General features: G+C 67.5%; 30 protein-coding genes and 2 tRNA genes. 11 read left to right on the top strand and 21 right to left on the bottom strand.

The genetic code is table 11. The annotated features are described in order from the left end of the window. The first annotated feature begins 103 nt into the window (after positions 1 to 103). Positions 104 to 1,810, top strand: a complete 1,707-nt coding sequence (locus E6N53_RS09145) for a tRNA uridine(34) 5-carboxymethylaminomethyl modification radical SAM/GNAT enzyme Elp3 (protein WP_142858674.1) — start codon at positions 104 to 106, stop codon at positions 1,808 to 1,810. A 71-nt stretch (positions 1,811 to 1,881) separates the two neighbouring features. On the opposite strand, the gene E6N53_RS09150 is transcribed toward E6N53_RS09145, so the two are convergent. The 3 genes from E6N53_RS09150 to E6N53_RS09160 form a co-directional block, all read right to left on the bottom strand. Continuing rightward, positions 1,882 to 3,750 (bottom strand): hypothetical protein, encoded by a 1,869-nt coding sequence (locus E6N53_RS09150; protein ID WP_142858676.1) that lies wholly within the window; start codon positions 3,748 to 3,750, stop codon positions 1,882 to 1,884. A gap of 83 nt (positions 3,751 to 3,833) precedes the next feature. Continuing rightward, positions 3,834 to 4,694, bottom strand: a complete 861-nt coding sequence (locus E6N53_RS09155; RefSeq protein WP_142858678.1) for a DUF7351 domain-containing protein — start codon at positions 4,692 to 4,694, stop codon at positions 3,834 to 3,836. Positions 4,695 to 5,043: 349 nt separating this feature from the next. Beyond that, complete coding sequence (locus tag E6N53_RS09160; RefSeq protein WP_201741112.1) at positions 5,044 to 5,484, bottom strand: GNAT family N-acetyltransferase; 441 nt, start codon at positions 5,482 to 5,484, stop codon at positions 5,044 to 5,046. Between the two features lie 114 nt (positions 5,485 to 5,598). Between E6N53_RS09160 and rqcH the strand changes: the two genes are divergently transcribed. From rqcH to E6N53_RS09185, 5 genes are all read left to right on the top strand, one after another. After that, positions 5,599 to 7,698 (top strand): ribosome rescue protein RqcH, encoded by a 2,100-nt coding sequence (gene rqcH, locus E6N53_RS09165; protein WP_142858682.1) that lies wholly within the window; start codon positions 5,599 to 5,601, stop codon positions 7,696 to 7,698. A gap of 181 nt (positions 7,699 to 7,879) precedes the next feature. Next, a complete protein-coding gene (locus tag E6N53_RS09170; protein ID WP_136590056.1) occupies positions 7,880 to 8,587 on the top strand; it encodes a DUF4013 domain-containing protein in 708 nt (235 codons plus the stop codon). A 108-nt stretch (positions 8,588 to 8,695) separates the two neighbouring features. Continuing rightward, complete coding sequence (locus E6N53_RS09175) at positions 8,696 to 9,391, top strand: DUF4013 domain-containing protein (RefSeq protein ID WP_142858685.1); 696 nt, start codon at positions 8,696 to 8,698, stop codon at positions 9,389 to 9,391. 57 nt (positions 9,392 to 9,448) lie between these two features. Continuing rightward, positions 9,449 to 10,519, top strand: a complete 1,071-nt coding sequence (locus tag E6N53_RS09180) for an mRNA surveillance protein pelota (protein WP_136590058.1) — start codon at positions 9,449 to 9,451, stop codon at positions 10,517 to 10,519. Positions 10,520 to 10,587: 68 nt separating this feature from the next. After that, entirely contained in the window at positions 10,588 to 11,034 is a 447-nt protein-coding gene (locus E6N53_RS09185) for a DUF8215 family protein (RefSeq protein WP_236639652.1), read from the top strand. Positions 11,035 to 11,204: 170 nt separating this feature from the next. On the opposite strand, the gene E6N53_RS09190 is transcribed toward E6N53_RS09185, so the two are convergent. Beyond that, complete coding sequence (locus tag E6N53_RS09190) at positions 11,205 to 12,194, bottom strand: ornithine cyclodeaminase family protein (protein ID WP_142858688.1); 990 nt, start codon at positions 12,192 to 12,194, stop codon at positions 11,205 to 11,207. Positions 12,195 to 12,345: 151 nt separating this feature from the next. Next, positions 12,346 to 12,591 (bottom strand): DUF8015 family protein, encoded by a 246-nt coding sequence (locus tag E6N53_RS09195; RefSeq protein ID WP_142858690.1) that lies wholly within the window; start codon positions 12,589 to 12,591, stop codon positions 12,346 to 12,348. A gap of 236 nt (positions 12,592 to 12,827) precedes the next feature. Between E6N53_RS09195 and E6N53_RS09200 the strand changes: the two genes are divergently transcribed. Continuing rightward, positions 12,828 to 14,141: an MFS transporter gene (locus E6N53_RS09200; RefSeq protein WP_142858692.1), complete on the top strand. Its 1,314-nt coding sequence runs from the start codon at positions 12,828 to 12,830 to the stop codon at positions 14,139 to 14,141. 36 nt (positions 14,142 to 14,177) lie between these two features. Here E6N53_RS09200 and E6N53_RS09205 read toward each other — a convergent pair whose 3' ends face one another. Beyond that, positions 14,178 to 14,747 (bottom strand): hypothetical protein, encoded by a 570-nt coding sequence (locus E6N53_RS09205; RefSeq protein WP_142858695.1) that lies wholly within the window; start codon positions 14,745 to 14,747, stop codon positions 14,178 to 14,180. Positions 14,748 to 14,861: 114 nt separating this feature from the next. Between E6N53_RS09205 and E6N53_RS09210 the strand changes: the two genes are divergently transcribed. From E6N53_RS09210 to E6N53_RS09220, 3 genes are read left to right on the top strand one after another with little or no spacing between them, the layout of a single operon-like run. After that, a complete protein-coding gene (locus E6N53_RS09210) occupies positions 14,862 to 15,413 on the top strand; it encodes a hypothetical protein (RefSeq protein ID WP_142858697.1) in 552 nt (183 codons plus the stop codon). 47 nt (positions 15,414 to 15,460) lie between these two features. Further along, positions 15,461 to 15,871, top strand: a complete 411-nt coding sequence (locus tag E6N53_RS09215) for a nuclear transport factor 2 family protein (RefSeq protein WP_142858699.1) — start codon at positions 15,461 to 15,463, stop codon at positions 15,869 to 15,871. Further along, positions 15,871 to 16,113 carry a hypothetical protein gene (locus E6N53_RS09220; protein WP_142858701.1) on the top strand — a complete coding sequence of 81 codons (243 nt, stop codon included), beginning with the start codon at positions 15,871 to 15,873 and terminating at the stop codon, positions 16,111 to 16,113. Before E6N53_RS09215 ends, E6N53_RS09220 begins: the two co-directional genes overlap by 1 nt. 73 nt (positions 16,114 to 16,186) lie before the next feature. On the opposite strand, the gene E6N53_RS09225 is transcribed toward E6N53_RS09220, so the two are convergent. Then, positions 16,187 to 17,149: a zinc-dependent metalloprotease gene (locus E6N53_RS09225; protein ID WP_142858704.1), complete on the bottom strand. Its 963-nt coding sequence runs from the start codon at positions 17,147 to 17,149 to the stop codon at positions 16,187 to 16,189. 131 nt (positions 17,150 to 17,280) lie between these two features. Here E6N53_RS09225 and E6N53_RS09230 point away from each other — a divergent pair, with 131 nt between their 5' ends. Then, a complete protein-coding gene (locus E6N53_RS09230) occupies positions 17,281 to 18,093 on the top strand; it encodes a VOC family protein (RefSeq protein ID WP_142858706.1) in 813 nt (270 codons plus the stop codon). Positions 18,094 to 18,220: 127 nt separating this feature from the next. On the opposite strand, the gene rpsB is transcribed toward E6N53_RS09230, so the two are convergent. From rpsB to moaA, 14 genes are all read right to left on the bottom strand, one after another. Beyond that, the gene (rpsB, locus tag E6N53_RS09235) at positions 18,221 to 19,015 is read right to left on the bottom strand and encodes a 30S ribosomal protein S2 (protein WP_136601899.1); all 795 of its coding nucleotides are present in this window, start codon (positions 19,013 to 19,015) and stop codon (positions 18,221 to 18,223) included. Beyond that, positions 19,012 to 20,217 (bottom strand): phosphopyruvate hydratase, encoded by a 1,206-nt coding sequence (gene eno / locus E6N53_RS09240; RefSeq protein WP_142858708.1) that lies wholly within the window; start codon positions 20,215 to 20,217, stop codon positions 19,012 to 19,014. The genes rpsB and eno overlap by 4 nt, the downstream gene beginning before the upstream one ends. Positions 20,218 to 20,250: 33 nt before the next feature. Further along, positions 20,251 to 20,430: a DNA-directed RNA polymerase subunit K gene (locus E6N53_RS09245; RefSeq protein WP_142858710.1), complete on the bottom strand. Its 180-nt coding sequence runs from the start codon at positions 20,428 to 20,430 to the stop codon at positions 20,251 to 20,253. Further along, positions 20,427 to 20,618, bottom strand: coding sequence for a DNA-directed RNA polymerase subunit N (locus E6N53_RS09250; RefSeq protein WP_136590071.1), 192 nt, complete (start codon positions 20,616 to 20,618; stop codon positions 20,427 to 20,429). Before E6N53_RS09250 ends, E6N53_RS09245 begins: the two co-directional genes overlap by 4 nt. 11 nt (positions 20,619 to 20,629) lie before the next feature. Then, positions 20,630 to 21,028 (bottom strand): 30S ribosomal protein S9, encoded by a 399-nt coding sequence (locus E6N53_RS09255; protein WP_136590072.1) that lies wholly within the window; start codon positions 21,026 to 21,028, stop codon positions 20,630 to 20,632. Beyond that, entirely contained in the window at positions 21,022 to 21,459 is a 438-nt protein-coding gene (locus E6N53_RS09260; protein ID WP_136590073.1) for a 50S ribosomal protein L13, read from the bottom strand. Before E6N53_RS09260 ends, E6N53_RS09255 begins: the two co-directional genes overlap by 7 nt. Then, positions 21,456 to 21,806 carry a 50S ribosomal protein L18e gene (locus E6N53_RS09265; RefSeq protein ID WP_136590074.1) on the bottom strand — a complete coding sequence of 117 codons (351 nt, stop codon included), beginning with the start codon at positions 21,804 to 21,806 and terminating at the stop codon, positions 21,456 to 21,458. The genes E6N53_RS09260 and E6N53_RS09265 overlap by 4 nt, the downstream gene beginning before the upstream one ends. Before the next feature lie 32 nt (positions 21,807 to 21,838). Further along, a tRNA-Leu gene (locus E6N53_RS09270) sits at positions 21,839 to 21,923 on the bottom strand. A gap of 154 nt (positions 21,924 to 22,077) precedes the next feature. After that, the gene (locus E6N53_RS09275; protein ID WP_136590075.1) at positions 22,078 to 22,830 is read right to left on the bottom strand and encodes a DNA-directed RNA polymerase subunit D; all 753 of its coding nucleotides are present in this window, start codon (positions 22,828 to 22,830) and stop codon (positions 22,078 to 22,080) included. Position 22,831: 1 nt separating this feature from the next. Continuing rightward, positions 22,832 to 23,221 carry a 30S ribosomal protein S11 gene (locus E6N53_RS09280; RefSeq protein WP_136590076.1) on the bottom strand — a complete coding sequence of 130 codons (390 nt, stop codon included), beginning with the start codon at positions 23,219 to 23,221 and terminating at the stop codon, positions 22,832 to 22,834. A 4-nt stretch (positions 23,222 to 23,225) separates the two neighbouring features. Then, on the bottom strand, positions 23,226 to 23,753 hold the full coding sequence (locus tag E6N53_RS09285; protein ID WP_136590077.1) for a 30S ribosomal protein S4: 528 nt from the start codon (positions 23,751 to 23,753) through the stop codon (positions 23,226 to 23,228). Further along, on the bottom strand, positions 23,750 to 24,265 hold the full coding sequence (locus E6N53_RS09290; protein ID WP_142858713.1) for a 30S ribosomal protein S13: 516 nt from the start codon (positions 24,263 to 24,265) through the stop codon (positions 23,750 to 23,752). Before E6N53_RS09290 ends, E6N53_RS09285 begins: the two co-directional genes overlap by 4 nt. Positions 24,266 to 24,280: 15 nt before the next feature. Beyond that, positions 24,281 to 24,365, bottom strand: a tRNA-Ser gene (locus E6N53_RS09295). Positions 24,366 to 24,545: 180 nt separating this feature from the next. Beyond that, positions 24,546 to 25,538, bottom strand: coding sequence for a GTP 3',8-cyclase MoaA (gene moaA, locus E6N53_RS09300; protein WP_142858716.1), 993 nt, complete (start codon positions 25,536 to 25,538; stop codon positions 24,546 to 24,548). Positions 25,539 to 25,620 lie beyond the last annotated feature (82 nt).

Genomic DNA, 25,620 nt, shown 5'->3' on the forward strand with positions numbered 1-25,620 from the left:
AGGCGAACGGACCACCGACCGCCCGGGGAGACGGCCGAGTCCTCTCGGGCGTCCGGGGGTGGGAGCGACACGCTTATTCGGCCGAATCGACCACTCATTGACGATGACCGGCACCGCCGAGGGCACAGTCGAGGAGTCCTCACCCGAGGAGACCGAGGCCTTCCGACAGACCTGTGAGACGCTCGTCGAGCGCATCATCGCGGGCGACGTCGACGCCGATTCGCTCGAGGGGGCGAAACTCCAAGCGTGTTCGGAGCACTCCTCGCCGAAGGTGCCGAAGAACACGGACATCCTCCAGTACGCGCCGAAAGACCGCCGAGCGGACGTGAAAGAGGTCGTCCGCCGCAAGCCCGTCCGGACGGCGTCGGGCGTCTCGCCCATCGCCATCATGACCTCGCCGCACATGTGCCCGCACGGGAAGTGTCTGTACTGTCCCGGCGGGCCGGCCTCGGAGTTCGACTCGTCGCAGTCGTACACGGGCCACGAACCCGCCGCGGCGCGCGGCGAGCAGAACGACTACGACCCGTACGGGCAGGTGACGCTCCGCCTCGAACAGCTCAGACACATCGGCCACCCCGTCGACAAGGCCGAACTCATCCTGATGGGCGGGACGATGACGGCGCGGAGTCACGACTATCAGGAGTGGTTCGTCAAGCGCGCGCTGCAGGCGATGAACGAGTACGACCTCGAGTCGGAGCCGAACCCCGCAGAGGGACGGTCGTTCGCCCAGGAACCGGGCGAGTACGACTTCCGCTACGTCGAGGACGTCATCGCCGACAACGAGACGGCGGACGTGCGCTGTGTGGGGATGACGTTCGAGACGAAGCCCGACTGGTGTGACCCCGAACAGATCGACCGGATGCTCCGCTTGGGGGGCACGAAGGTCGAAGTCGGCGTGCAGACGACGTACGAGCGCATCAACCGTGAGATGCACCGCGGGCACGGGACACAAGCGTCGGTCGACGCCAACCGTCGGCTCAGAGACGCCGGGTTCAAAGTCGGCTTCCACATGATGCCCGGCCAGCCCGGGATGACCCGCGAGATGTGCGTCGAGGACTTCCGCCAGCTCCGGGACAACCCGAAATGGCGACCCGACTACCTGAAAATCTATCCGACGCTCGTCGTCAGGGGAACGAGGGTGTACGACCAGTGGCGGCGCGAGGAGTTCGACCCTCTGACGAACGAGGAGGCGGCCGACGTCGTCGCGGAGGCGATGGGGCTCGTCCCCGAGTACACGCGGCTCCAGCGCGTCCAGCGCGACATCCCCGCGGACTTCATCGACGCCGGCGTCTGGAAGTCGAACCTCCGACAGTTGGCGGAACAGCGCGCCGCAGAGCGCGGTATCGAGTGCCGCGATATCCGCGCCCGCGAGGTGGGCATGAACGACGCGGACCCCGACCCCGAGCGGGTCGAACTCTCGGCTCAAACGTACGAGGCCGCCGGCGGCCGCGAGCAGTTCCTCGCGTTCGAAGACCCTCACCACGACCTCCTCATCGGCTTCTGTCGCCTCCGGTATCCCTCGAACTCGCCCTACGGCGACCGGCCCGACGCCGACCCGGTCCGCGAGGAACTACGAGACGCCGCCATCGTTCGCGAACTGCACGTCTACGGGAGCGAGGTCGGCCTCGGTGGGGAGGGAGACTGGCAACACCGCGGCTACGGCAGGCGGCTCGTCGAGGAGGCAGAACGCCGCGCGAGCGAGGACGGCTTCTCGAAACTCGCGGTCATCTCGGGTATCGGCGTCCGCCAGTACTACCGCGAGAAGCTGGGCTACCGGCAGGACGGCCCCTACGTGTCGAAGCAGCTGTGACCGCCGTCGTCTGGTTTTCAATCCGACTGTTGCGCGAGCGACCAGTGTGAGCGAACGGAAGGGCTGGGTGCTCACTGCTGGAAGACGTACACAGCACCGGCATCGTCGCCGCGTTCGTCGTCGAAGACGGTGCCGACCGCGAGCGTCCCCTCCGCCACCGCGACGCTGAACCCAAAGAGGTCTCCGGGTGCGAGGCTGTCGGGTGCGACCTTCGTCGGTGGCCGAGCGAGGTCGGCCCGGTCGTAGACGTACACCGCCCCCGTGTCGGTCCCCCCGCCGTCGTCGCCGATGGCACCGACGGCCAGCGTCTCGGCCGAGAGCGCCACCGAGTAGCCGAAGAGGTCGCCCGGCACGAGTCCCTCGGGGACGAGCTTCGTCGGTGGGCGAGCCAACTCGGTCAGGTCGTAGACGTACACCGCTCCCGCCTGGGACCCCCTGTCGTCGTCGAAAGGTGTGCCGACGACGAGCGTGTCACCCGCCGCGGCGAGGGGGCGACCGAACTGGTCGCCCGCGGCGAGGTCGTCCGGGGTGAGCCGTGCTGGCGGTGCGTCGAGGTCGGCCCTGTCGTAGACGTACACCGCTCCCGCCTGGGGTCCACTGTCGTCGTCGCCGACGGCACCACTGACGAGCCACTCGTCGGTCACCGCGACGGAGATTCCGAAGAGGTCGCGTTCTGCGAGCCCGGCGGGAGCGAGCTTCCTCGCCGTCGTCGGGTCGGCGAGGTCGAAGACGAAGACCGACCCGGCGAAGGACCCGCGTTCGTCATCGAGGTGAGCACCGGCGACGAGGGTGTCGTCCAGCGCCGCCATCGACAGGCCGAGGAAGTCGTGTGCGCGCAGGGTTGGCGGCGCGAGCCGGGTCGGCGGTCGAGAGAGGTCGGCGAAGTCGTAGACGTACACCGTGCCGGCGTCGGCACCCTGCTCGTCGTCACAGACCGCACTGACCAGGAGCGATTCGCCCGACGCGGCGACGGCGATACCCGCGAGGTCGCCCCGCTGGAGGAACGCGGGCGCGAGTTTTGTCGCCGGACGGGATAGGTCGACGACGTCGTAGACGTACGCTGCGCCCGCGTTGGCTCCTCTGTCGTCGTCACCGGGTCCGGTAGCGACGAGCGTGTCGGCCGTGAGGTGGACGGCGGTCCCGAACTGGTCGCCGGTGTCGAGGGAGGGTGGACTGACCTTCCGACGGAGTCGCCAGGGCCGTCTCACGTCGACCGTCACCGTCGCGACGCTCAACGTGCCGAAGTCGTCGGCGACCCGGTGGCTGACGGTGACGGGACCCGCCTCCGCGTAGGTCGTCGTGACCCGCCAGCCCCTGGTCTCGTACACGCCGTCGCCGTCGAGGTCCCACGCCTCGCGGAGTCTGTCGGTCGGGAGGTCGGGGTCGGTCGCCGTCGAAACCAGCGTGACCTCCTCGCCGGGGGCCGCCACGAGCGTCTCCCCGTCGTGAACCGACCGCGCCGCTGTCGTCGCGGTGACGGTCGCTGTCGGTGGACTGTTGAACCCGGCCGGGACGCACCCTGGTTCGGCGTTCGCGTGGCCCGTTCGGTCGCCGGCGGCGTGGTCGATGACGACCCGCACGAGCGACCCACGGGCGGCGAGCCGTACCGTCGTCCGGTCGTGCGCCGGGTTGTGTCGGACGAGCAGCGGTCGGTAGGCGTACAGTTCCGTCTCAGTCACCGGAATCTCGTACCGCGCGAGGCGGGTTCCCTGCTGTCTGGCGTAGTAGACAGAGAGCGTCTCGACGTCCCGCGCACCCGTGATGACCGCCGTGTGGCAGTCGTCGAACTGGACCGAAGCAGCCGAAGGAGACGCGCGTGTTGGCGGTACAGACACGACGGAGCCGACCAGTCCCCCGGCCAGTCCGAGGATGAATCGCCGCCGTGTGAACCGACCCGAGAGTCGCGTGCGTTCCCCCTCGTCTGCGTTCGGTGCCGCCATCACCGGGTATATGTTACGCGATTTATAAAAAAGCCGCTGTGGCTCCCGCGCTCGGGAACGGTCGTGTGTACCGAGGACCCGCTTCACCCCGTCTGTTCGACGTCGACGGCCACGAGGTCGGCCTCCTCGAACCGCGCCAGGCAGGCGTCGCCGTCGACGGGGAATCGGACGGTCGTCTGCCAGGGGTTCGTCGATTCGACGGTCGTGTGCGCACTGGTGAGACACTGTGGAACCTCCCAGTAGTAGCCGTCGCGGAGGTCGACCCCGCGCTCGCGATGGAACGAGCGGACGCGCGGGTCGTAGATGGCGACGCCACCGAACGACGTGACGACTGCGCCGCGACAGACGTCACACTCGAAGACGACGGCGGCGGGCTTGTCGATCGACGGCGGGACGTCGTCGGTCACCGTCCCGTCAGTGGGGCCCGAGCAGTCGGGACAGACGCCGTCGCGAGCCTGCGAGACGCGGTGGTACGAGAACCGAGCGAAGGCGTCGACGGCCACCCCTGGTGACCGCTCGCGGACGCCGCTCGACGGGAAGCCGACGTTCAACACGACCTCGTCGCAGCACGGGCACCGAAACCGGAGCCGCTCGTCACGGTAGGAGACACACAGGTGTGTCTCACAGCGGTGACAGACGCTGTCGTGTTCGAACTCGTCGAAGCGGACGTCGGCCGTGAACCGGCCCGCCGCGACGGCGCGGACGACCTGCCGACCCGCCGCGGTGAGGCGGTAGCCCTCGCCCGCCTTCTCGACGAAGTGGGGGCGCAGCCGAGAGAGGTGGTAGTTGAACTGTCCGCTGTCGTCGACGCCGACTGCCTCGTGGAGTGCCGAGAAGGTCTGACACCGACCGGAGGCGGCGTCGAGTGCTCGGATGATCTCGAGTCGCCTCGCGTCCGCGAGCGCACTGAACGCCGCCGCGGGGGTCCACTCGTCGCTCGTCATCGTTCCACGACAGGTACGGTGCCGAGATGAAGCCTCCGCTCGCCGCGGCCCCGTTCGTGGCACGCGGTTTCGAACGCACTGTTGGGTCGCGGCGCGACATCCCCAGACGTATCAGAACGAGCACAGAAATGTGCTTCAGAAATCACTTATGCCGGTGGCGTCCGGACCGAACAGTGGACACACCCACACGGTGGTGTCCTGTCGGCACCGGTCTCCGGGTTCGCTCGACCTCCCCTGACCCGCTGACGTCCCCTCAGCCCTCCCCACACCGTCGCCTCATACGGTCGACCACCCGGCGTTTGTCTCTCACGCGGCCCCGTGCTCGACGCGTTCTCTCGGACCGACGAGCTCAGACCGACCGGACCATCTCGACGTGTCGGATACCGGCCTCTTCGAACTCCTCGCCCACTCGCCGGTAGCCGCGCCTCGCGTAGAACCCCTCGACGGCGGTCTGAGCGTGGAGGACGAGCGCCTCGAACCCTCGGCGCTCCGCGGCGGCCTCGACGGCGTCCATCAGTCGAGCGCCGAGCCCTTCACCGCGGTACGTCTCGAGGACGGCGACGCGCTCGACCTTCCCGCGGGTCTCGCCCTCGTCCGCCCGCAGTCGGGCGGCGCCGACGGGGCTGTCGCCGTCGAAGGCGACGAAGTGTGTCGCCCCGTCGAGGCTGTCGTACTCGTCGACCTCCAGTTCGGGCGGGACGCCCTGTTCCTCGACGAACACCCGCTCGCGGACCGCGAGCGCCGCCGCGAGTTCCTCGTCGGTCTCGACGCGCTTGACCCGTCGTGTCACGCCCGACTGTTCTGCGAGCGCGTGTATGAGTCTCACGCTCGCCGCGCCGCTTCTACCGGTGCCGACAGCGCAGAAGCGACACCCCTTTTCGGCGCCCGCTGATACCGAGAGGACATGGACCCGAAGCAGGAGCTTTCGAGCGTCGACCTCGCAGCTCTCGTCACCGAGCTCAATCGATACGAGGGCGCGAAGGTCGACAAGGCCTATCTGTACGGTGATGACCTCCTGCGCCTCCGCATGCGCGACTTCGACCGCGGCCGCGTCGAACTCATCGTCGAGGTGGGCGACGTGAAGCGCGCGCACATCGCCGACCCCGAACACGTCCCCGACGCCCCCGGTCGGCCGCCGAACTTCGCGATGATGCTCCGGAACCGTATCGCCAACGCGGACTTCGTCGGGGCCGAACAGTACGAGTTCGACCGCATCCTCGTCTTCGAGTTCGAGCGCGGCGACGAGCGGACGAAAATCGTCGCCGAACTGTTCGGCCAGGGGAACATCGCCGTCCTCGACGAGACGGACGAGGTCGTCCGCAGCCTCGAAACCGTCCGACTGAAGTCGCGCACCGTCGCACCCGGCGCACAGTACGAGTTCCCCTCCTCGCGGCTGAACCCCCTCACCGTCGGGTTCGATACCTTCCGCCGACGGATGGCCGAATCCGACACGGACGTCGTGCGGACGCTCGCGACCCAGCTCAATCTGGGTGGGTTGTACGCCGAGGAACTCTGCACACGGGCGGGCGTCGAGAAGACACTCGCCATCGAGGATGCGGGCGAAGCGGAGTACCGCGCGGTTCACGACGCCATCGCCGACCTCGCCGCGCAGCTCAAATCGGGTGACTTCGAACCGCGCGTGTACCTCGACGGCGACCGGGTGGTCGACGCGACTCCCTTCCCCCTCCGCGAGCGCGAGCGCGAGGAACTGAACGAGGAGGCGTACGACACGTTCAACGAGGCACTCGACGCGTACTTCTACCGGGTGCAGCTCGCCGAGGAAGAGGAGCCGGAACCGGGGGACAACCGCCCGGACTTCGAGGCGGAAATCGCCAAACAGCAACGTATCATCGAGCAGCAAGAGGGTGCCATCGAAGGGTTCGAAGAGCAGGCGCAAGCCGAACGGGAGAAGGCCGAGACACTCTACGCACGGTACGACCTCGTCGACGAGATTCTCGCCACCGTTCGCGATGCGCGCGAGCAGGGCGTCCCGTGGGACGATATCGAAGCGACGCTTAGCGCGGGTGCCGAACAGGGGATTCCGGCGGCCGAGGCCGTCGTCGGTGTCGACGCCGCGGAGGGGACGGTCACCGTCGACCTCGACGGGACGCGCGTGACCGTCGACGTCTCGATGGGCGTCGAGAAGAACGCCGACCGCCTCTACACCGAGGCCAAGCGTATCGAGGAGAAGAAAGCGGGTGCGCTGGCCGCCATCGAGGACACCCGTGAGGAGCTCGCGGCGGTGAAAAAGCGCCGGGACGCCTGGGAGGCCGACGACGAGGAGGACGACGAGGAAGACGACGGCGAGGACGTCGACTGGCTCTCGCGGCAGTCCATCCCCATCCGCCAGCCCGAACACTGGTACGAACGGTTCCGGTGGTTCGAGACCTCGGACGGCTTCCTCGTGGTCGGTGGGCGGAACGCGGACCAGAACGAGGACCTCGTGAAGAAGTACCTCTCGAAGCACGACCGGTTCTTCCACGCGCAGGCGCACGGGGGGCCGGTGACGGTACTCAAGGCCTCGCGGCCGTCGGAGCCGTCGAATCCGGTCGATTTCCCCGACTCGACGCTCGAGGAGGCCGCGCAGTTCGCCGTCGCGTACTCGTCGGTGTGGAAGGACGGCCGGCACGCGGGCGACGCGTACATGGTGACGCCCGACCAGGTGTCGAAGACACCCGAGAGCGGCGAGTATCTCGAGAAGGGTGGATTCGTCATCCGCGGTGACCGCACCTACTTCCGCGACTGCGAGGCGCGGCTCGCCGTCGGGATTCGGTGTGAAGGCGAGACGCGTGTCATCGGTGGGCCGCCGACGGCCATCGAACCGCAGGCGGAGACGACCATCACGCTCGAACCCGGCCGCTACGCACAGAACGACGCGGCGAAGATGTGTTATCGGGAGTTCAAGACCCGGTTCGCCGACCAGTCGTTCCTCCGGAAAATCGCCAGTCCGGACCGCATCCAGGAGTTCCTCCCGCCGGGTGGGAGCGAACTGCGCGACGTGTAAGCACGACGCGGGCTCGAACCCACACGGGGCGGTTCGGGCGTCGTGTTTCCGTCAGCCATAACGTTCTGTTTATCTGATGGAAGGAGGGGCATACATAATACCTCAGATAGCGTGTGAGTGGCAGAGCAACTGCAGGCTACAGCGTCCAGTTCGCCCGTGGCGGCAGGCTCGGTGACAAACCATGATTGAAGAATCACTCAGATATCTGCGCAGCAGCGAAGACTGGATCAAGACCGTCCTCATCGGCGGCCTCCTGACCATCTTCGGGTTCCTCCTCGTCCCCCTGTTCATCGTCGTGGGCTACTACGTCCGCGTCCTCCGGGGGACGATGCACGACGAGAGCGAACCCCCGGTGTTCGACGACTGGGGGGAGATGTTGATGGAGGGGCTGAAGGGCTTCGCCATCTACGTCGTCTACGGGCTCGTCCCCGGTATCATCGGCGCGATCATCGCGTTCGTCGGCATCGGCGGCGCGATTGCCGGCGACTCGGGCGCTGCAGGCGTTCTCGGTGGTCTGGTCGCCCTCGTGGGCTTCCTCGTCGCGCTCGCGCTCGGCCTCCTGGCGGCGTACATCGTCCCCGCCGCGCTGGCGAACTTCGTCGAGAAGGACGACCTGATGGCCGGCTTCGCCTTCGGCGAGATCCGTGCGGTCATCACGACCAAGGCGTACGCGATGGGCTGGCTGACGGCGTTCGCGCTACTGCTCGGCGCAGGTATCCTCACCTCCGTCCTGAGCATCGTCCCGGTCATCGGGACCGTCATCGGCATCTTCGTGACGTTCTACGCGGCTGTCGCCGCGTTCTACGTCATCGGCCACACCTGGGCCGACGTCCACCCCGTCGACCTCCACGAGGAAGAGGAGATGCCCGGCCAGCAGCCGGCGATCTGACCACCGACGCGGCTGCCTCGGCTCGACCGTTCCCTATTCACGTCGTCCAGCGGAACGCCTCCCTCGGACACACAAGAACTAACTCCGTACCCGATTACCGGGCGGGTGATGCTCTCCGATGCACTGTCGTTTCCTCGCCGAGGTGACGACTGGCTGTCGACCCTCCTCGTCGGTGGTATCCTGACCATCCTCGGATTCTTGCTCCTCCCCGCGTTCGTCCTCCAGGGCTACCTCGTCCGGGTGCTGAACGCCGCCGCCCGCGGGGAGCGTACGCCGCCGTCGTTCACCCAGTGGGGGACGCTCCTCGTCGACGGCGTGAAGGTGTTCGTCGTGAACCTCGTCTACGGGCTGTTCGCTCTCGTCCCGTTCGTCCTCCTCTTCGGTAGCCTCCTCGTCGCCGTCCCCAGTGACCCGGTCCCGATGGAGCCGGCGACGACGCCACCGCCGCCACCGGGATCTGCGAGTGGCCTCGTAATCGTCGTCCTGCTCGTCGCCGTCGTCGCCGTGGTGACCCTCCTCCTCACCTACCTCGTCCCGGCGGCGCTCGCGAACTTCGCCATCGAGGGGCGGCTCGGCGCAGCGTTCGCGCTACGGACCATCGTCTCGGGGGCGTTCACGAGCGACTACGCCGTCGCGTGGGTGCTCGCACTCGTCGTCGGCATCGTCGGTGTCCTCGTCGGTGCCGCGCTCTCGGCCGTCGTCGTCGGCGTCTTCGTCCTCTTCTACGTCCAGGTGGTGTTCTACTACCTCGTGGGGCGGGGGTTCGCGGCGGGCCTCGCGAAGAAGCGGTGGACCGAGCCGTGAGACCGCACAGACGGAACGAATAACAAGACACGTAACGCCGCATCTCCGAGAACGGATATGCGAATCGTCAGCCGCGGCCGCGGCGAGGAGGGGCGCGAGCGGATGACACTCGTCCCCGAGAACGTCGACGACCTCTGGCACCTCTCGTACGTGCTCGAACCGGGCGACCTCGTCGAGGGCGACACCACCCGGCGCATCCAGCGTAACGACGAACAGATGCGCGACACGGGCGGCGAGCGCGAACACCTCCACGTCACCATCGAGGTCGACGACGTGGAGTTCGCTCGCTTCGCTAACCGTCTCCGGGTCGGCGGCGAGATCGTCGGCTGCTCCCGCGAGGACCAGCTCGGGCACCACCACACGCTGAACGTCGAGGAGCGCTCCGAGCTCACCGTGGAGAAACAGTTCAAGCCCGACCAGACAGAGCGCCTGGAGGAGGCCGAACAGGCGACCGAGAACCCCGACGTCGCCATCGTCACCGTCGAAGAGGGCGAGGCGTACATCCACACCGTCGCCCAGTACGGGACCGAAGAGTACGCCTCGTTCACCCGACCGACCGGGAAGGGTGACTACGCCCGCCCCCGGTCGGAGCTGTTCGACGAGGTGGGAAAGGCGCTGTCGCACCTCGACGTCGACGCGGTCATCCTCGCCGGGCCGGGGTTCACCAAGAACGACGCCCGCGACCACCTGAACGAGGAGTACGCCGAGGCGGCCGAGAAGATAATCAAGACTGTCGACACCTCGGGTGTCGGCGACCGCGGCGTCCACGAGGTGCTCAAACGCGGCGCGGTCGACGACGTCCAAGAGCAGACGCGCATCGCCGAGGAGTCCCGGCTCATCGACGACCTGATGGACGGGATGGCTCAGGGAGCCAAGGTCGCCTACGGTATCGACGAGACGGCCGAAGCCGCCGAGTTCGGGGCCGTCGAGCACCTGCTCGTCCTCGACTCGCGACTCAGAGACGAGCGCCAGGGGACGGGCGACTGGGACGTCGACGTGAACGACGTCATCGAGACGGTCGAGCAGAAAGGGGGCGACGTGACCGTCTTCTCGGGGGAGTTCGCCCCCGGCCAGCAGCTGAAGAACCTCGGCGGCATCGCAGCGCTGTTGCGGTACCGCCTGCAGTAACCGTCGCCGACTGTTCCTCGGGGGCCGCCGGCAGTAATCGTTTACTCGCTCGACCCCTGACTACCACTGTGGCTGAGGGCTCGAACCGGACGTGGATACAGCGGCTCGACCGCTTCCTCGACTACACGTTCTTCGCCGCGATGGAGGTGAACGTGCTGGTCATTCCCGTGCTGTGGCTCCTCCTCGTCGCGGCACACCCCGCAGAGGTTTCTCTCTCCGCGATGACGACACTCTCCGTCGCCTCGCTCGCCGTTGGAATCCTCCGTGGCCGGTACGTCGACGTCGGCTGGTGGCCGAAGCCCGGCCACCTCGCGACGCTCCCCGTTCGCGCGGCGTACTACGGCGTCGTCGTCGGCGTGGCGACCTACGTGGGCGTCGCGGTCCAGTTGGCGACCGGGTCACCGTGGCCCGGTATCGGCGTCCCGGCCGTCCTGTCGGTGCTCGTGCTCCTCCCGTTCCCGTGGTTCCTCTCGCGGTTCGAACGCCTCGCGAAGGCTCAACCGGCGTGGGCGTGACCGAACCACGGCGACACGGGTCGGCCGCGTACTGGTCGGACGCAGAGCGGACCAGTCCGTCGACTCGTCCGTCTCGTCGACCCGGACAACAGCACGCCGGCTCCGTCGCCGCGGCCGTGGTGCTCGGTCTCGGCGGTGGTGGTAGCAAGTCGGAGTCGGTGTCGGCGGCGTCAGAACGCCTCGCTCGCGGGCGAGAAGTCGACCGTCGTGCCGAGTCCGTTCTCGGTGGCTCGTTCGTACAGCAGGTACGCCGCGGCGACGGTCTCGATGCCGGTTCCACCGGAGTCGAAGACGGTGATTTCGTCCTCGGTGGTACGCCCCTCGGCGACCCCGGCGACGACCTCTCCCAGTTCGGCGTGGATGTGTGACTCGTCGACGACCCCCTCCTCCATCGCGAGGAGGAACGAGCCCGCATCCGTCGTGGCCCGCTTGCGAAGGTCGGGCACGTAGGTCGCCCGCTCGATGGTCGTCGCATCGAGTTCCCGCTTCTCGGGGTGGTACTGTCCCATCGCGGTGACGTGGGTCCCCGGTTCGAGCCGGTCGCCGTCGAACACCGGCTCCCGGGCCGTGGTCGCCGTGACGACGATATCGGCGTTCTCGATTGCCGCCGAGGCGGAGGCGACGGCGGCGACGCTCGCGTCGAGTTCGCGGTCCATCTCGCCCGCGAACGACTCGCGGTTCTCCTTCGTGGGCGAGTAGACCCACGCGGTGTCGAGGTCACGGACGGTCGCGAGCGTGCGGAGCTGACCGCGTGCCTGCGCGCCGCTCCCGATGAGCGCGACGGAGGTCGCGTCCTCACGAGCCAGCGCGTCCGCGCCGACAGCCCCCGCCGCGCCCGTCTTGTACGGGTTCATGTGGGCACCGTCGATGACGGCGAGGAGTTCGCCGGACTCCGAATCGAACAGCGGCGTGACGAACCAGGCGTCGCGCGCCCCGAAGCCCGCGCTGTACATGTAGCCGCCCATCGCGCCCGTCTCGGGGAGCACGGCGCCGTACGTCGTGAGCATCCCCGGCGGGTCGTCGGGCAAGAACTTCGTCCGAGGCTCCGCGGGTGCGCCCCGACCCCGCTGACGGTACCCCTCGCGGACCACGTCGACGTACTCCGCGGGCGACACGAGTCCGGCCACGTCGTCGCTCGAGAGGAACAGCGTCTCGGTCATACCCGCCGAGAGGTGGTCGAAGGGCAAAACCGTGGGGGATGCGGACGCGCACGTCTCCGTCGGTCGGGAGGTCGTGAAGTCGGGAGAGAGGCAACGAAGAGAGACGCGAGAACAGACGGAGAGAAGCAAACCACGAACGCCGGATACCGTCTCAGGCCTGTTCGGGAATCGGGGTCGGGGAAGGCTCTGCGTGTTCCGCGGTCACTGGCTGCTGGACGGTGTCCGTCGGAGCGACGGGGCCGTTGATGAACAGTGCGTGACCCACGATGAGGCCTGACACGCCCGCGCCCACCGGGACCGCCGTCGTCAGTCCAAAGCCGGCGACGAACAGGATGGCCGTGAGTCCGAGGAGGGTCAGCGGAATGAGACCGAGCACGTAGTCGTAATATCCAGTCATAATACAATACATACTATGTCCGCACCCAATATAATTCTTTGCCATGGCCAACCAGTAAGCACTTCGTATACACCAAAGATGCTACTCATAACTTATGAGTCGATACTGGACGCAGGACCCCTCTGAGAGCCGTGAGACGATGGTTCCGGGGACGTCTCTTCGGTTGAGGGGGTCCTTTTCTGATACGAGCTGCGCCGACCCGAAGGGGTAAATCACCCGGGACTCTGCACTCAGATGTGAATCGGAACGACCGCTCCATCGTCGCACTGGTGAGTCTCGCACACGGGATGGTCCACACCTACGAACTGTCGATTCCGATCTTCGTCTCCATCTGGCTCGTCGAATTCTCGGCGGTCGACCTCGGCTTCACGCAGGTCGGCGTCACGACGGCGACGCTCGGGGTCGTCGTCACTGCCGGCTACGGGCTGTTCGGCGCGGGTGCACTCCCCAGCGGCGTCCTCGTCGACCGGGTCGGTTCGCGGCGCCTCATCCGCGCCTGCCTCTTCGGCATGGCCGCGTCGTTCCTCTTACTCGCGGTGGCTCCGGGCCTCGTCGCCGTGACGCTCGCGCTGTTGGTGTGGGGAATCGCGGCGTCGGTCTACCACCCCGCCGGGCTCGCGCTGCTCTCGAAGGGCGTCGAAGAGCGCGGCACGGGCTTTGCGTACCACGGTATCGCCGGAAACATCGGGCAGGGTGGCGGTCCGCTCGTGACGACGCTCCTCCTCTTGTTCTTGGACTGGACGCTCGTCGCGGCGCTTTTGGCCGTCCCCGCGCTCGTGGCGGGACTGTACGCCTCGCGCGCGGAGTTCGACGAGACGGCGGCGGTCACGCCGAGCACGGACGGCGGCGAGGACGCGTCCACCGACGGTGGCTCGAAAGCCACTTCGGGCGTCGACTCGCTCGCCGACTTCCGCACCGAATCGCTGCGGCTCTTCACCGGCGGGTTCGTCCTCGTGTTCGTCGTCGCGCTCTGTTCGGGGCTGTACTACCGGGGCTTTCTGACGTTCCTCCCCGGTGTCTTGAGCTCGGTCCCCGGCTTCGAGCCGTTCCCACTCTCGGCGGTGCTCCCGGCCGAACTCGCCCGGGCCATCGGCGGCGGCTCCCAGCTCGTCCGCCCCGAGCGGTACTTCTACGCGGGACTGCTCGTCGTCGGCGTCTTCGGCCAGTACGCCGGGGGGAAGCTCTCGGACCGAATCGACGTCGAGAAAGGCATCGTCGGTGGCTTCGGCATGTTGGCCCTTCTCGCGCTCGTGTTCCTCCCCGTCGCAGACACGGGGGTGGCTCCGCTCGTCGTCCTCGGAGCCGTCATCGGCTTCTTCCTCTTCTTCGTCCAGCCGTTCTACCAGGCGACCGTCGCCGAGTACAGCCCCGCGGACGCCCGGGGGCTCTCGTACGGCTACACCTACTTCGGCGTCTTCGGCGTCGGCGCGCTCGGCGGCACCGTCGCCGGGGTCGTCCTCACCTACGCCGCGCCCGCCGAACTGTTCGTCGTCCTCGCGGGCATCGCCGTCGTCGCCACGGGACTCGGCCTGTCCCTCGTCCGACGCTGACCCGGGACGCCGACTCCCCAGCGGTCGTCGCTCACCTCACCGATAGTGTTCGAACAGGACCGCTCGGACGTCGTCTTTCGTCCGCGCACGCTCGGTGCCGCCGTCGGGGAGGTCGACCTCGTACTTCGCCTCGCCACCGTCGGCTTCGCGCCACACCTCGCCGTGGTCGTCGAGCAGACTCATCACCGAGTTCAGTCGCGCGTCGTCGCCTGCCGCTCCCGCGTCGTCACTCCCCTTGTCGGCTCCCTCGTCCGGTCCGTCGGACCCCTCGGCTCCGTCAGCGGCCCGCGCATCAGCTTCGTTCTCGGGGGCGTCGCCCGCCGCCGCATCCTCATCGGTGGCCGCTCGGTGGCTCGCGGCCGGCCTGCCGTTGCGGACCTCGAACTCGGCGCTCGCGTTCGCGTTCGTGTCCGCCGCTGCCGTCTCCAGTGTCGCTGTCGACGCCGCCCCGTCCGCGTCGGCCGCTGTTGCCTCCTCGACGCTGTCGAGTAGGAACTCGATTGCGTCGCGCGGCCTGACGTGTCCGTAGACGACGTCCGCGGCGAGTCGCTCTTGGACCCGGCGGAGCCGCTCGCGTTGGTCGTCGGTGACCGAGATGTCTGGCATACCGAACTGCTTTGCACCGACCGATATGAATCTCCCTGCGCCGTTCTCGAGACTGATGTCCACGTCGGCGTCGTGACCGATACGCTAAGGTGTGTGCTACCGTTACCTCCTCTCATGCGCGTCCGCGACTGGAAAGATATCCTCGCCGAGGTGTCGGCGGAGTCGACCGAACCGGCGGGGTGGCGTGCCGTCGCCGGGCAGCGCCGCGACGGCGTCGGTGAAGACCTCTACTTCGGACACCCCGCACGGGGCGTCTACCACCTCAAAACGTACGCGAAGAACCCCTACGAGCTGAAGGGCGTGGGGGCACAGGTGGCCCGGAAGGTCGACGGCGACATCGACCCGCTGCTTCCCGCCGGCGACGACCACGGACGGTTCGCCGTCCAGCGCGCGCCCGAAGACGAAGACCACGCGGAGACGATGGGAACCCGACTGCGCGAGACGCTCCGCGTCCACAGCGAGGCGCCCACCTCGCCCGAGGACTTCTTCGAGGACCTCATGGAGGCCATCGAGAGCCCGGCGTTCGGTCCGATGGAGTACGAGTTCACCGGCCGTCCCGACCGCCTCGACGACCTGTCGTCGACGTTCGAAGAGAGCGAGGAACTACTCGAAGCCGAACTCGAAGACCTCATCGACGACGACGACATCGGCCGCGGCTTCGCGTGACTGTCGTGTCCCGCGGATTCAAATCCTCTCGCCCCTTGCCACCGCGTATGAGCGCTCGGGAGACCGTCCTCGACTACTACGAGGCCCTCCGTCGCGGAGAGCCGCTGGCACCGTACTTCGCGGAGCGGCCGGACGTCGTCAAAGTGGGGGTGTTCTCGCGGGTCGTCGGCTTCGACGACGTCGCCGAATCCCTCCGCGAGCAGACGCGGACGACGGCGGCGTGGACCGTCGACAGTCACGACCTCCGGACGCACGAACCGCCGACCGACGACGCGTGCGTGTGGTTCACCGACGTGGTGGACCTCTCGTGGCGCGAGACGGGTCGCGAGACGTCCCACGCGTTCGAGACCCGATGGAGTGGCGTGCTCGAACCCCGTGGCGACGGTGACGCCCGCGAGTGGGTGTTCGCCACCATGCACGTCTCGGCACCGCACCGCCCCCAACAGGACGCCGAATAATGGTCGGACCGAGCATCACCGACGACGAGCGACAGGTCGCGTACACCCGCCTTCAGGTCGGATTCGTCGTCCTCGTCGGCGTCTCCGGTGGTCTCGTCGCGGCACAGGCCGGGGCGGCGCCGCTCCAGGTCGGACTCGCCATCGGCGGGGCGCTCGTCCTCGGTGGGGTACTGCTCCTGTGGCTCCGACGCTGGTCGGCGCAGTTCCGACGGGAGACGAACCAGCGTCGACCGCGCCGCTGAAGAGATAACGAGAGAACAGAGGACGGGAGAACAGAGAACAGCGGAGTGAACGCGAGAGGGCGTCCGGAACCCTTCAGGGGTCGACGCGGCGGAGCCACCGCGAGGGGTCGTCGAGTTCGGCGCTAGTCGGGAGGTTCTCCGGGCGGTCCCAGACCCGGCTGGCAGCGGCGACGCCGCGGGCGTCGGCCACCGCACGGAAGAACCGGGCACCGCGCTCGTACTGCCGTCGTTTGAGACCGAGACCGAGCAGCCGACGGACCACACGGGCAAGCGGACCGCCACCCTGTCTGCGGGCGTCGAGTTTCTCGCGAAGGTCGGCGTACTCGTCGTCGAACGCCCGGTCCATCAGCAGTTCGGCGTAGCCCTCGACGGCGGTCATCGCCACGTCGAGGTCCGCGAACGCCTCCCTGTCGAGGTCGCCTGCAGCGAGCGCGTCGAGGCCGCGCTCCATCCGACTCTCGAGGTGGTCCGAAAGCCACGGGGCCGCGCCGAACTCCGCGGCGTGGGCCACCTCGTGGAAGGCGATCCACCGGCGGAATCGAGGGTACTCGACGTCCAGGAGTTCGGCGACCCGGACGATGTTCGGGTGAACGAAGTACAGCCCGTGGTCGTCGTCGCCGTCGGCGAGTAGTAGCGGGTCGTACTGGCCGAGGACGTGCTTCGCGAGAAACGAGAGGACGAACGCCATCGTCCCGGTGTTGACGACGCGGGTTACTCCCGGGAGAACGGTCGTCCCGTGCTCCTCGATGGGGTGCATCACTCGCTCGAACGTCCGGATGTTGGCGTCGACCCAGTGGTGGCGGTTCTGGATCTCGATGGTCGGCGGGACGTCGAATTCGACGTCGCCGACCGAGCGGAGGCGTCGGCGGGCGTCCCGCACGTCGGCGGCGTACCCCTCACGCTCCGCCGACGACAGGTCGAGCGAACCCGGTTCGACAGAGGCCTGGGCCGCCTCGGCGACGGCGTCCCAGTCGATCGCTCCGGAGCCGTCGCCGGTGGATTCGGCAACCGCCCGGACGCTCCGGTACAGATTCATACTCCACTGTGGGTGAGGAAGCGACAAAACCCTTCGGACCACCGGGACAGAACACCGGACACCGGGCACCGGACAGCCGGCCGTCCCCCCACCGACCGAACGCTCATCACGCTCGCTGCCCTGTTCATCCCATGCGAATCGACCACGTCGCGTTCGGATGGGACGCTCTCGCCCCGGTCTGTGACGCGCTCGACCGCGTCGGCCTGCCGTTCGACCACGGCGGCACACACGCCGACGGCACGACACAGATGGCGCTGACCGGCCTCCCGGACGGGTCGTATCTCGAGTACATCGCGCCGACGGCGGGGACCGACCCCGGCGCTGCGGGGTTCTGGCCCGAGGCGCTCGCCGCCCGCGCGGGGCCGGCGGCGTGGTGTCTTCGGAGCGACGACGTCGTCGCCGCGGCGAAACGAGCTATCGACTGCGGTCTCGCTATCGAGGGACCGCTCCACGGCGGCCGCGACAGACCCGACGGTCGCCGCGTGGAGTGGGACCAGTTCTTCCAGGGTGGCGACGACCGATGGTTCTACCCGTTCGTCATCGGCGACAGGACCCCACGGGAGTGGCGCGTCACGGAGACGGACGGCGTCACCGCTCTCTCCGGCGTCGACACCGTCGTCGTCGGCGTCCGAGACGTCGAGACGGCGGCGGCCCGACTCGACCGACGGTACCGGACGCCAGCCACGACGCCGGTCGAGACCGACGCCGTCGACGGCGGCGACGACGCGTTCGTGCTTCCGGGGTTCCCCGTCGCACTGGTCCGCGGTGATGACGCCCGACTCGACCGTGTCGGCGAGCGTCCGATCGCCGTCCTCGTCGGAACCGACGACCTCGCGGCGGCGCGGACGGCGTACGAACTCACGCCTCCCGTCGCCTGGGGTGACCGGTCTCTCGCGTGGTTCGACCACGACCTCCTTCGGGGGAGGGTCGGCGTCGTCGGGTGACCCCGTTCCACGTACGGTGGGGGACGGTGCGGCGGACACGCCGACCGGCGTCGGCGGCGTCGACGAGTGCCGCCGCTCTCGACTCGCTCGTGGAACGGTGGGCCCGAAACGTGACTCCGAAAGAACTCTAGACTTCCTCGAACTCGTCGAGGGCGTACACCTGGTCGGTGCCGCGGCGGTCGAGCGTCTCGTTGGCCAAGAGCCAGTAGACGACCGACAGGGCGCGTCGACCCTTGTTGTTCGTCGGGACGACGAGGTCGACGTTCGACGTCTGGTTGTTCGAGTCGCACATCGCGATGACCGGGATACCGACGGTGATAGCCTCTTTGACGGCCTGGGCGTCACCGATGGGGTCGGTCACCACGACGACGTCCGGCTCGATGTAGCCGGCGTAGTCGGGGTTCGTCAGCGTCCCCGGGATGAAGCGCCCGGTCCGGGCGCGCGCACCGACGGCGTCGGCGAACTTCTCCGCCGGGAACCGACCGTACTGGCGCGAGGAGGTGACGAGAATCTGCTCGGGCGCGTAGTTCGCGAGGAAGTCCGCGGCCGTGCGGATGCGCTGGTCGGTCTGTGAGACGTCGAGCACGTAGAGACCGTCGTCGCGGACGCGGTGGATGAACCGCTCCATGTCCTTCGTCTTCTGCTGGGTCCCGATGTGGACACCCGCAGAGAGGTAGTCCTCGACCGGGATGAGGAGGTCGGCCTCCTCGTCCGGCATGACGTCCTCGTCGAAGACGGCCTCTGCTTCGGCCTCCTCCTCGGCGGCGGCCTCGTCGGCCGCGTCTGTCTCTTCGGCCTCGACCTCGGCGGCCTCGGCGGCTTGTTCGGCTTCTTCTTCGGCCTCGGCCTCGACGTCGGTGGCGACCTCCTCGGCCTCCTCCTCGTCGACGACCTCGACCACGTCGTTTTCATTGTCGCTCATACTGCGTCGTCTGCGATTCTGATGAGTTCGTTCAGTTTGGCGGTTCGCTCGCCCTGCACCGTGCCGGTCTTGATGAACGGCGCGTCGGTGGCGACAGCGAGGTGTGCGATGGTGGTGTCTTCGGTCTCACCCGAGCGGTGGGAGATGACCGAGTCGTACCCGTGCTCGGTGGCGAGTTCGATGGCGTCGAAGGCGTCCGTCAGCGAACCAATCTGGTTCGGCTTGATGAGGATGGAGTTTCCAGCCCCGGCGTCGATGCCGTCCTGCAGGCGCGACGTGTTCGTCACGAACAGGTCGTCGCCACAGATGAGCGTCCGGTCGCCCACCTCGTCGGTCAGCTCGGCGAAGCCCTCGTAGTCGTTCTCGTCGAGGGGGTCTTCGACGTAGGCGAGGTCGTACTCGTCGACCATCTCGGCGATGTACGTGATCATCTCCGCGGTCGACTTGACCTCGTCACCGAAGTCGTAGCCACCTGTCTCGTCCGAGTGGAGCTCCGACGCGGCGACGTCGAGACCGAACTTGATCTCGAAACCGAGGTCGTCGGCGACGTCGCCGACGGCCTCCTCCATGACCTCGAACGCCTCCGCGTCCGAGATTGGCGGTGCCCAGGCACCCTCGTCACCCTTCGCGGCGGGGATGCCCCGCTCGTCGAGGAGTTCAGAGGCGCGACCGTGGACCTTCGCGTTCGCGAAGACGGCCTCCGCGACGGAGGGTGCACCGACCGGTGCGGCGAGGAACTCCTGGATGTGGGTCGCCTCCTTGGCGTGCTCTCCGCCCCCGATGACGTTACCGAGGGGGATGGGGAAGTTGTCGCCGCGGAACGCCCCCCCGAGATGCTGGTACAGCGGGAGGCCGAGCGTGTCCGCGCCGGCCTTCGCGGCCGCCATCGAGATGGCGACGGCGGCGTTGGCACCGATCTCCGAGAAGTTCTCCGTACCGTCGGCGCCCCGAAGCGCCGTGTCGATGGCGCGCTGGTCGCCGGCGTACACTTCCCCTTCGAGGCGCGGAATCGCCAGCCGGCGAGCGGCGGCGATGGCCTCCGACGGGGGGAGTTCGATGGCCTCGTACTCGCCGGTACTCGCACCCGACGGTGCGGCGGCACGGCCGAACCCACCGGACTCGGTGAGGACGTCGGCCTCGACGGTCGGGTTCCCACGCGAGTCGAGCACACGGCGGAGCGAGACGGAGCTGATGAGCGTCATGCGTCACCTCCACCTGCGACGGGCAGCGACATGTTAGTTCCCCTCCCGTCTGACCGTGAAGGGCAGCACACCCGCGTCGTACTCCTCAGCGGCGATGAGGATGGGCTCGGACTGCTCGCTTTCGATGAGCACCGGTGCGCCGTACGACACCTGCAGCGCTCGTGCGCCCAGGATGCGGGCCTTCTCGTAGCGGTTGTAACGCTGTCGTGTCATTGGTAGGGTGCCACCACGTCGACGAGGTCCTTGTGCGAGACGATCATGCGACGGCAGCAGTGGCGCGTGACCCCGAGGTCGTCGAGGACCTCGGCGGGGTCTTCCCCGGCCTGCGTTCGCGTCTTGAAGTCGTCCCAGTGTTCACCCACGACGTTGCCGCACGTGAAACACCGGACGGGAATCATCATGGTTCGGTCACCTAGCGGTAGGACTTCTGGTAGCGTGCACGTGCGCCCGGTCCGCCCCACTTCTTGGGCTCGGACTGACGGACGTCGTTCACCAGCAGCGAACGGTCGAACTCCATGAACGCGTCGCGGAGTTCGGCGTCGTTGAGGTGCTGGACGATACCGCGCGCGATGGCGGTGCGGACGGCGTCGGCCTGCCCGCTCACGCCCCCACCGGAGACGTCGATGTCGAGGTCGACCTGCGAGCGGAGGTCCTCGCCGGCGATGCGGAACGGCTCCAGCATCTTCAGGCGGGCCATCTCCGGCTCGACCAGTTCGACCGGTTGGGAGTTGATGCGCACGCGACCTTCGCCATCGCGCACGGTGGCACGGGCGACGGCCGTCTTCTTCTTGCCAGACGTGTTGGTTACCATGTGACGTTAGCCCCCAGCTTCTCGCTCACTTCGCCGAGCGAGATGAACTTGATGTTCGACAGGCGGTCCAGCGACGTCCCTTCGAGGACTTCGCCGTCCTCGTCGTACGGGTTACCGACGTAGACGCGGACGCGTTCGAGCGCGTCGCGGCCCTTCGGCTTCTTGTACGGGAGCATGCCGCGGACGGCACGCTTGAAGAGACGGTCGGGACGCTTCGGGTAGTACGGTCCGCGGTCGGAGCCGACGTCGACGCGCTTGCGGTAGACGCTCATCACGTCCTCTTCGGAACCCGTGATGACCGCGTGCTCGGCGTTGACGATGGCGACCGACTCGCCGGCGAGTGCCTTCTGTGCGACCTCGCTGGCGACACGACCGAGGATACAGTCGCGGGCGTCGACGACGACGTCCGCGTCGAACTCTGCCATGCTCATCGAATCACCCGTACGTTGGAGCCGTCGGGGTTCTGTTCGGCTAACTGTTCCAGCGTCACGGCGTCGCCGACCTGCTCGATCTTCGTGCGAGCGGTCGACGAGAAGTCGACGGCGGCGACGGTGACGTTCTTCTGCAGCACACCACTGCCCAGCACCTTGCCGGGGACGACGACGGTCTCGTCCTCGCGGGCGTACCGTTCGATGCGTCCGAGGTTGACCTCTGCGTGGGTGCGCCGTGGCTTCTCTAAGCGGTCTGCGACGTCGGCCCAGACGTTGGCGCCGGAGTCGCGCGAGGCCGCCTTCAGCTCGGCGATGAGACTTGCGAGTCTCGGGTTCGTCTTACTCATGTTCTGTAGTCCAGTGAGGAGAAATCGGAGGATGCAGGGAGCAGGATTTGAACCTGCGGACCCCTATGGGACAGCGCCCTGAACGCTGCGCCGTTGGCCAGACTTGGCTATCCCTGCGTGCATACTCCGCTACTGCGTGCCCCTTGAAACCGCTTTCGATTGTCGTCCCGACCCTCACAGTTGGCGAGGGCGGCCGCTCTGCTGGCCAGGCGGGCGAGCGAGCCGTCGTGGGATGGTGGTTTCGGGGGCGCATCGGTTCGTTGTTGTTCGGTTAAATCGCGACTTTCTCTTCGAGTTCGGCCGCACGCGCTTCGATGGAGTCGACGGCGCGGGTCACCAGTTCGTCGACGGTGAACGACCCGTCCGTCTCCACGTGGAAGACGAACGCGCCGGGGACGTCGTGGACCGCGACCTCCTTGCCGGGGTAACGGTTCGTGAGGTCGTTGTCGAACTCCTCCGTGGGGACGAGTTCACCGTCCGCTTCGATGACGCCGCGCAGGATGTTCGGCTCCTGCTCGTCGAACTCGGCGTCGGGATCGTCACCGACCACTTCGATCTGCTGGAGGTGTCGGTAGCCGACGGCCACGCCGCCCTGCTGTTTGGCGTGACGCTTGCCCGTCTCCAAGACGGCGTCGGCCTCGAGTTCGAGCCGCTGTCCCTCCTTGAGTTCGATGATGGGGACGTTCGCGTCGGCCGGCTGGACGAGCGCGTCAGACGACTCGATGTCGCCGGAGTACGCCGTCGCCGGCCCCTCGACGTCGAGCGCCAGCGTGACGACGTCGCCGACCTCGAAGTCGTCGAGGGGCGTCGTCAGCGGGACGAGCCCGAGCCGGAGCCCGATCATCTCGTCGAACATCACCGAGGAGTTCTCCACGAACCGCACGTCGTCGATGGAGAACGTCGGGACGTCGGCGATCATCGCCCGGCGGATGCCGTTGGCGAACGCCGGCGTCAGCCCGCGCGCGACGAAGCGCGCCTTTCGCTCGGTGCGTTCGATGAACTCGACTTCGAACTGTTCTGTCATCTTAGAATCGTCGGTTCTTGGGCGCTCGGGTGCCGTCGTGCGGCAGCGGCGTGACGTCCTCGATACGACCGATTTCGATACCGGCACGGGCGAGCGCGCGGATGGCCGCCTGCGCACCGGGTCCGGGTGACTTCGTCATGTTCCCGCCGGGGCCGCGGATGCGGACGTGCAGTTTCGTGATGCCCGCCGCCTTCACTTCCTCGGCGATGGCGTCGGCCATCTGCATCGCGGCGTACGGTGACGCCTCGTCGCGGTTCTGCTTCACAACCGACCCGCCCGAGGATTTCGCGACGGTCTCGGCGCCGGTCTGGTCGGTGACGGTCATCAACGTGTTGTTGAACGACGCGTGGATGTGGGCGATACCCCACCGGTCTTTCTCTCCTTCACTCATTGTGTTACTCCTGTTCCTCCGCCCGCGCGGGGTGGAGGTCGTCGTCGAGCGGGCTGTTCGCGTCGAAGGAGACGAGGTCAGCCTCGTCCACCTCGACCTTCCGTGACGGCACCGTGACGCGAGCGCCGTCGACCGTGATGTGGCCGTGAGTGACGAACTGACGCGCCTGGTTCGGCGTGTTCGCCAGCCCCTTGCGGTAGACGACCGTCTGCAGGCGGCGTTCGAGCAGGTCGGTGACGTCCAGCCCGAGCACCTGGGAGATGTCGTCCTCTTCGGAGAGAATACCGAGACGGCGGAGCCGGTTCAGGAACGTCGCGCCGGCGGCCTCGGCGTCTTCGACGTCACCCTGCGCCTCGCCGAGGAGACGCCGCGCCTCGCGACGGATGTCACGAAGCTGTGACTGCGCCTTCCAGAGCTCTTCTTTGTTCTTCAGGCCGTAATCGCCGAGGAGCCCGCCTTCCGCGGCGATGCGCTCGCCCTGGAACGGGTGGTTCGGCGTCTCGTAGAACTTGGTGTTCTTCCCGGTGGTCATTCGTCGTCACCCGCGTCTTCGGCCATGTCCTCTTTGATCGCCTCGACGTTGACACCGATGGTGCCCTCGCTGCGACCCGTGGACTTCGTTCGCTGCCCGCGGACCTTCTGACCACGCTTGTGGCGAACGCCCTTGTAGCAGTTGATCATCTTCATCCGGTTGATGTCGTGGGTGCGCTTCTGTCCGAGGTCGGAACCGACGATGTGGTTCGTCTCCCCCGTGAAGAAGTCGCGCTGGCGGTTCGCCATCCACGACGGGATGTGGTCGTGGAGGTTCTCGACGACCTCCACCACGGCTTCGATGTCCTCCTCGTCGAGACGCCCGAAGGTCGCCATCCGGTCGACCTCGGCCGCGTCAGCGACGATTCGCGCTGTACGCTTCCCGATACCGTCCATGTCCGCCAGGCTTCGCTCGACGCTCTTCGTCCCGTCGAGGTCAGTCTGACCGATTCTGACGAAGTACCGAAGGTCGTCGTCTTCGGCAGAGTCGTCCTGTGGTTCTTCTGCACTCATGACTAATTTGGTGAGCGTTGCGGCGGGGATTCGAACCCCGGAGGCTTGACGCCACAGAGTTAGCAACCCTGCGCCTTGGGCCAGGCTTGGCTACCGCAACCCGCGTTCTGATTCACTGTCGCCCATCCGCGGACTCGGGACCCGACGCCCCTACAGTGTTTGCAGTCGATACAACTGGCAGCGCGTACTTAAACGTCACGAAAGGAGTGCCGGCGTGTCGATGGCCGACACGGTCGTCCGACCACGGCTCGAGTCGGCGGGTCGTGGCTGCGACGCGGGCTCAGTCGTCGGCGGCGACCGGGTCGGGGTCGAGGTCGACGCCGAGGTACTCGTCGTTGACCACCCACTCGCCGTCGTCGTCCTTGACGAGGTACTCACCGTAGTACGGCACGCGGTTCGCGACCGTCGCCTCGAACGCCTCGCGGATCTCCGCACGCGTCATCTCACCCATCGGGCGGAGGTCGTCGTTGCGGTTGAGACACCCCTTGAGATAGCCTTCGTGCGTGACGCGCACGCGGTGGCAGTTCGCGCAGAACGACTCGTTCTCCACGGGGTCGACGATTTCGACCATCCCCTCGCCGACGAAGTAGCGTCTGCGGCCGTGCATCGACCGCCGCTCGACGCGGTCGGCGAGGTCGGCGAGCCAGTCGTGGACCCGCTGGATGTCGATGTTCCACTCGGGCTTGCCCGTGAGTTCCGGCATATACTCGATGAGCTGGAGCTGGAGCCCCTCGTTCGCCGCGACGTGGTCGACCATCTCCTCGACGTAGCCCGCGGTGTGCTCGAAGACGACCATGTTCAGCTTGACGGGGGTGAGGCCGGCGTCGACGGCGGCCTGGACGCCCTCCATCACCTTGTCGTACGCCCCGGACTTCGTGATTTCGGCGAACGCCTCGGGGTCGAGCGCGTCCTGTGAGACGTTCACCCGCGAGAGACCGGCCTCCTTCAGCGCCTCGGCCCGCCCCGGCAGGAACGTCCCGTTCGTGGTGAGCGACGTCTCCATCGAGTCGGGGGTGCGCCGGATGATCTCCTCGAGGTCCTGCCGGAGCATGGGCTCGCCGCCAGTGAACTTCACCTTGCGGACGCCGTACCCCTCGACGACTTCGAGGAAGCGCACGACGTCGTCGGTCGACATCTCGTTGTCGCCGGGCTCCATCGGGCCGCGCGTGTCACCCAGCCCCTCGTTGTGGCAGTACACGCAGTCGAAGTTACACCGGTCCGTCAGTGAGACCCGGACCCCCGTCACCTCCCGGCCGAAGTCGTCCTCGAGCATATGTGCGAACCGTGGCTGTGCGGAGTCTTAACTTACCGGGTCGATTCGGGGGGAACGTAACCAGTATCAATTACTCGTTGGC

This window comes from Salinigranum halophilum, assembly GCF_007004735.1.
In the GTDB taxonomy this organism is placed as follows: domain Archaea; phylum Halobacteriota; class Halobacteria; order Halobacteriales; family Haloferacaceae; genus Salinigranum; species Salinigranum halophilum.

Coding starts and splice junctions, on each gene's coding strand:
- E6N53_RS09145 (WP_142858674.1), top strand. CDS start 104: ATGACCGGCACCGCCGAGGGCACAGTCGAGGAGTCCTCACCCGAGGAG.
- E6N53_RS09150 (WP_142858676.1), bottom strand. CDS start 3,750: ATGGCGGCACCGAACGCAGACGAGGGGGAACGCACGCGACTCTCGGGT.
- E6N53_RS09155 (WP_142858678.1), bottom strand. CDS start 4,694: ATGACGAGCGACGAGTGGACCCCCGCGGCGGCGTTCAGTGCGCTCGCG.
- rqcH (WP_142858682.1), top strand. CDS start 5,599: ATGGACCCGAAGCAGGAGCTTTCGAGCGTCGACCTCGCAGCTCTCGTC.
- E6N53_RS09170 (WP_136590056.1), top strand. CDS start 7,880: ATGATTGAAGAATCACTCAGATATCTGCGCAGCAGCGAAGACTGGATC.
- E6N53_RS09175 (WP_142858685.1), top strand. CDS start 8,696: ATGCTCTCCGATGCACTGTCGTTTCCTCGCCGAGGTGACGACTGGCTG.
- E6N53_RS09180 (WP_136590058.1), top strand. CDS start 9,449: ATGCGAATCGTCAGCCGCGGCCGCGGCGAGGAGGGGCGCGAGCGGATG.
- E6N53_RS09190 (WP_142858688.1), bottom strand. CDS start 12,194: ATGACCGAGACGCTGTTCCTCTCGAGCGACGACGTGGCCGGACTCGTG.
- E6N53_RS09195 (WP_142858690.1), bottom strand. CDS start 12,591: ATGACTGGATATTACGACTACGTGCTCGGTCTCATTCCGCTGACCCTC.
- E6N53_RS09205 (WP_142858695.1), bottom strand. CDS start 14,747: ATGCCAGACATCTCGGTCACCGACGACCAACGCGAGCGGCTCCGCCGG.
- E6N53_RS09210 (WP_142858697.1), top strand. CDS start 14,862: ATGCGCGTCCGCGACTGGAAAGATATCCTCGCCGAGGTGTCGGCGGAG.
- E6N53_RS09215 (WP_142858699.1), top strand. CDS start 15,461: ATGAGCGCTCGGGAGACCGTCCTCGACTACTACGAGGCCCTCCGTCGC.
- E6N53_RS09220 (WP_142858701.1), top strand. CDS start 15,871: ATGGTCGGACCGAGCATCACCGACGACGAGCGACAGGTCGCGTACACC.
- E6N53_RS09225 (WP_142858704.1), bottom strand. CDS start 17,149: ATGAATCTGTACCGGAGCGTCCGGGCGGTTGCCGAATCCACCGGCGAC.
- E6N53_RS09230 (WP_142858706.1), top strand. CDS start 17,281: ATGCGAATCGACCACGTCGCGTTCGGATGGGACGCTCTCGCCCCGGTC.
- rpsB (WP_136601899.1), bottom strand. CDS start 19,015: ATGAGCGACAATGAAAACGACGTGGTCGAGGTCGTCGACGAGGAGGAG.
- eno (WP_142858708.1), bottom strand. CDS start 20,217: ATGACGCTCATCAGCTCCGTCTCGCTCCGCCGTGTGCTCGACTCGCGT.
- E6N53_RS09245 (WP_142858710.1), bottom strand. CDS start 20,430: ATGACACGACAGCGTTACAACCGCTACGAGAAGGCCCGCATCCTGGGC.
- E6N53_RS09250 (WP_136590071.1), bottom strand. CDS start 20,618: ATGATGATTCCCGTCCGGTGTTTCACGTGCGGCAACGTCGTGGGTGAA.
- E6N53_RS09255 (WP_136590072.1), bottom strand. CDS start 21,028: ATGGTAACCAACACGTCTGGCAAGAAGAAGACGGCCGTCGCCCGTGCC.
- E6N53_RS09260 (WP_136590073.1), bottom strand. CDS start 21,459: ATGAGCATGGCAGAGTTCGACGCGGACGTCGTCGTCGACGCCCGCGAC.
- E6N53_RS09265 (WP_136590074.1), bottom strand. CDS start 21,806: ATGAGTAAGACGAACCCGAGACTCGCAAGTCTCATCGCCGAGCTGAAG.
- E6N53_RS09275 (WP_136590075.1), bottom strand. CDS start 22,830: ATGACAGAACAGTTCGAAGTCGAGTTCATCGAACGCACCGAGCGAAAG.
- E6N53_RS09280 (WP_136590076.1), bottom strand. CDS start 23,221: ATGAGTGAAGGAGAGAAAGACCGGTGGGGTATCGCCCACATCCACGCG.
- E6N53_RS09285 (WP_136590077.1), bottom strand. CDS start 23,753: ATGACCACCGGGAAGAACACCAAGTTCTACGAGACGCCGAACCACCCG.
- E6N53_RS09290 (WP_142858713.1), bottom strand. CDS start 24,265: ATGAGTGCAGAAGAACCACAGGACGACTCTGCCGAAGACGACGACCTT.
- moaA (WP_142858716.1), bottom strand. CDS start 25,538: ATGCTCGAGGACGACTTCGGCCGGGAGGTGACGGGGGTCCGGGTCTCA.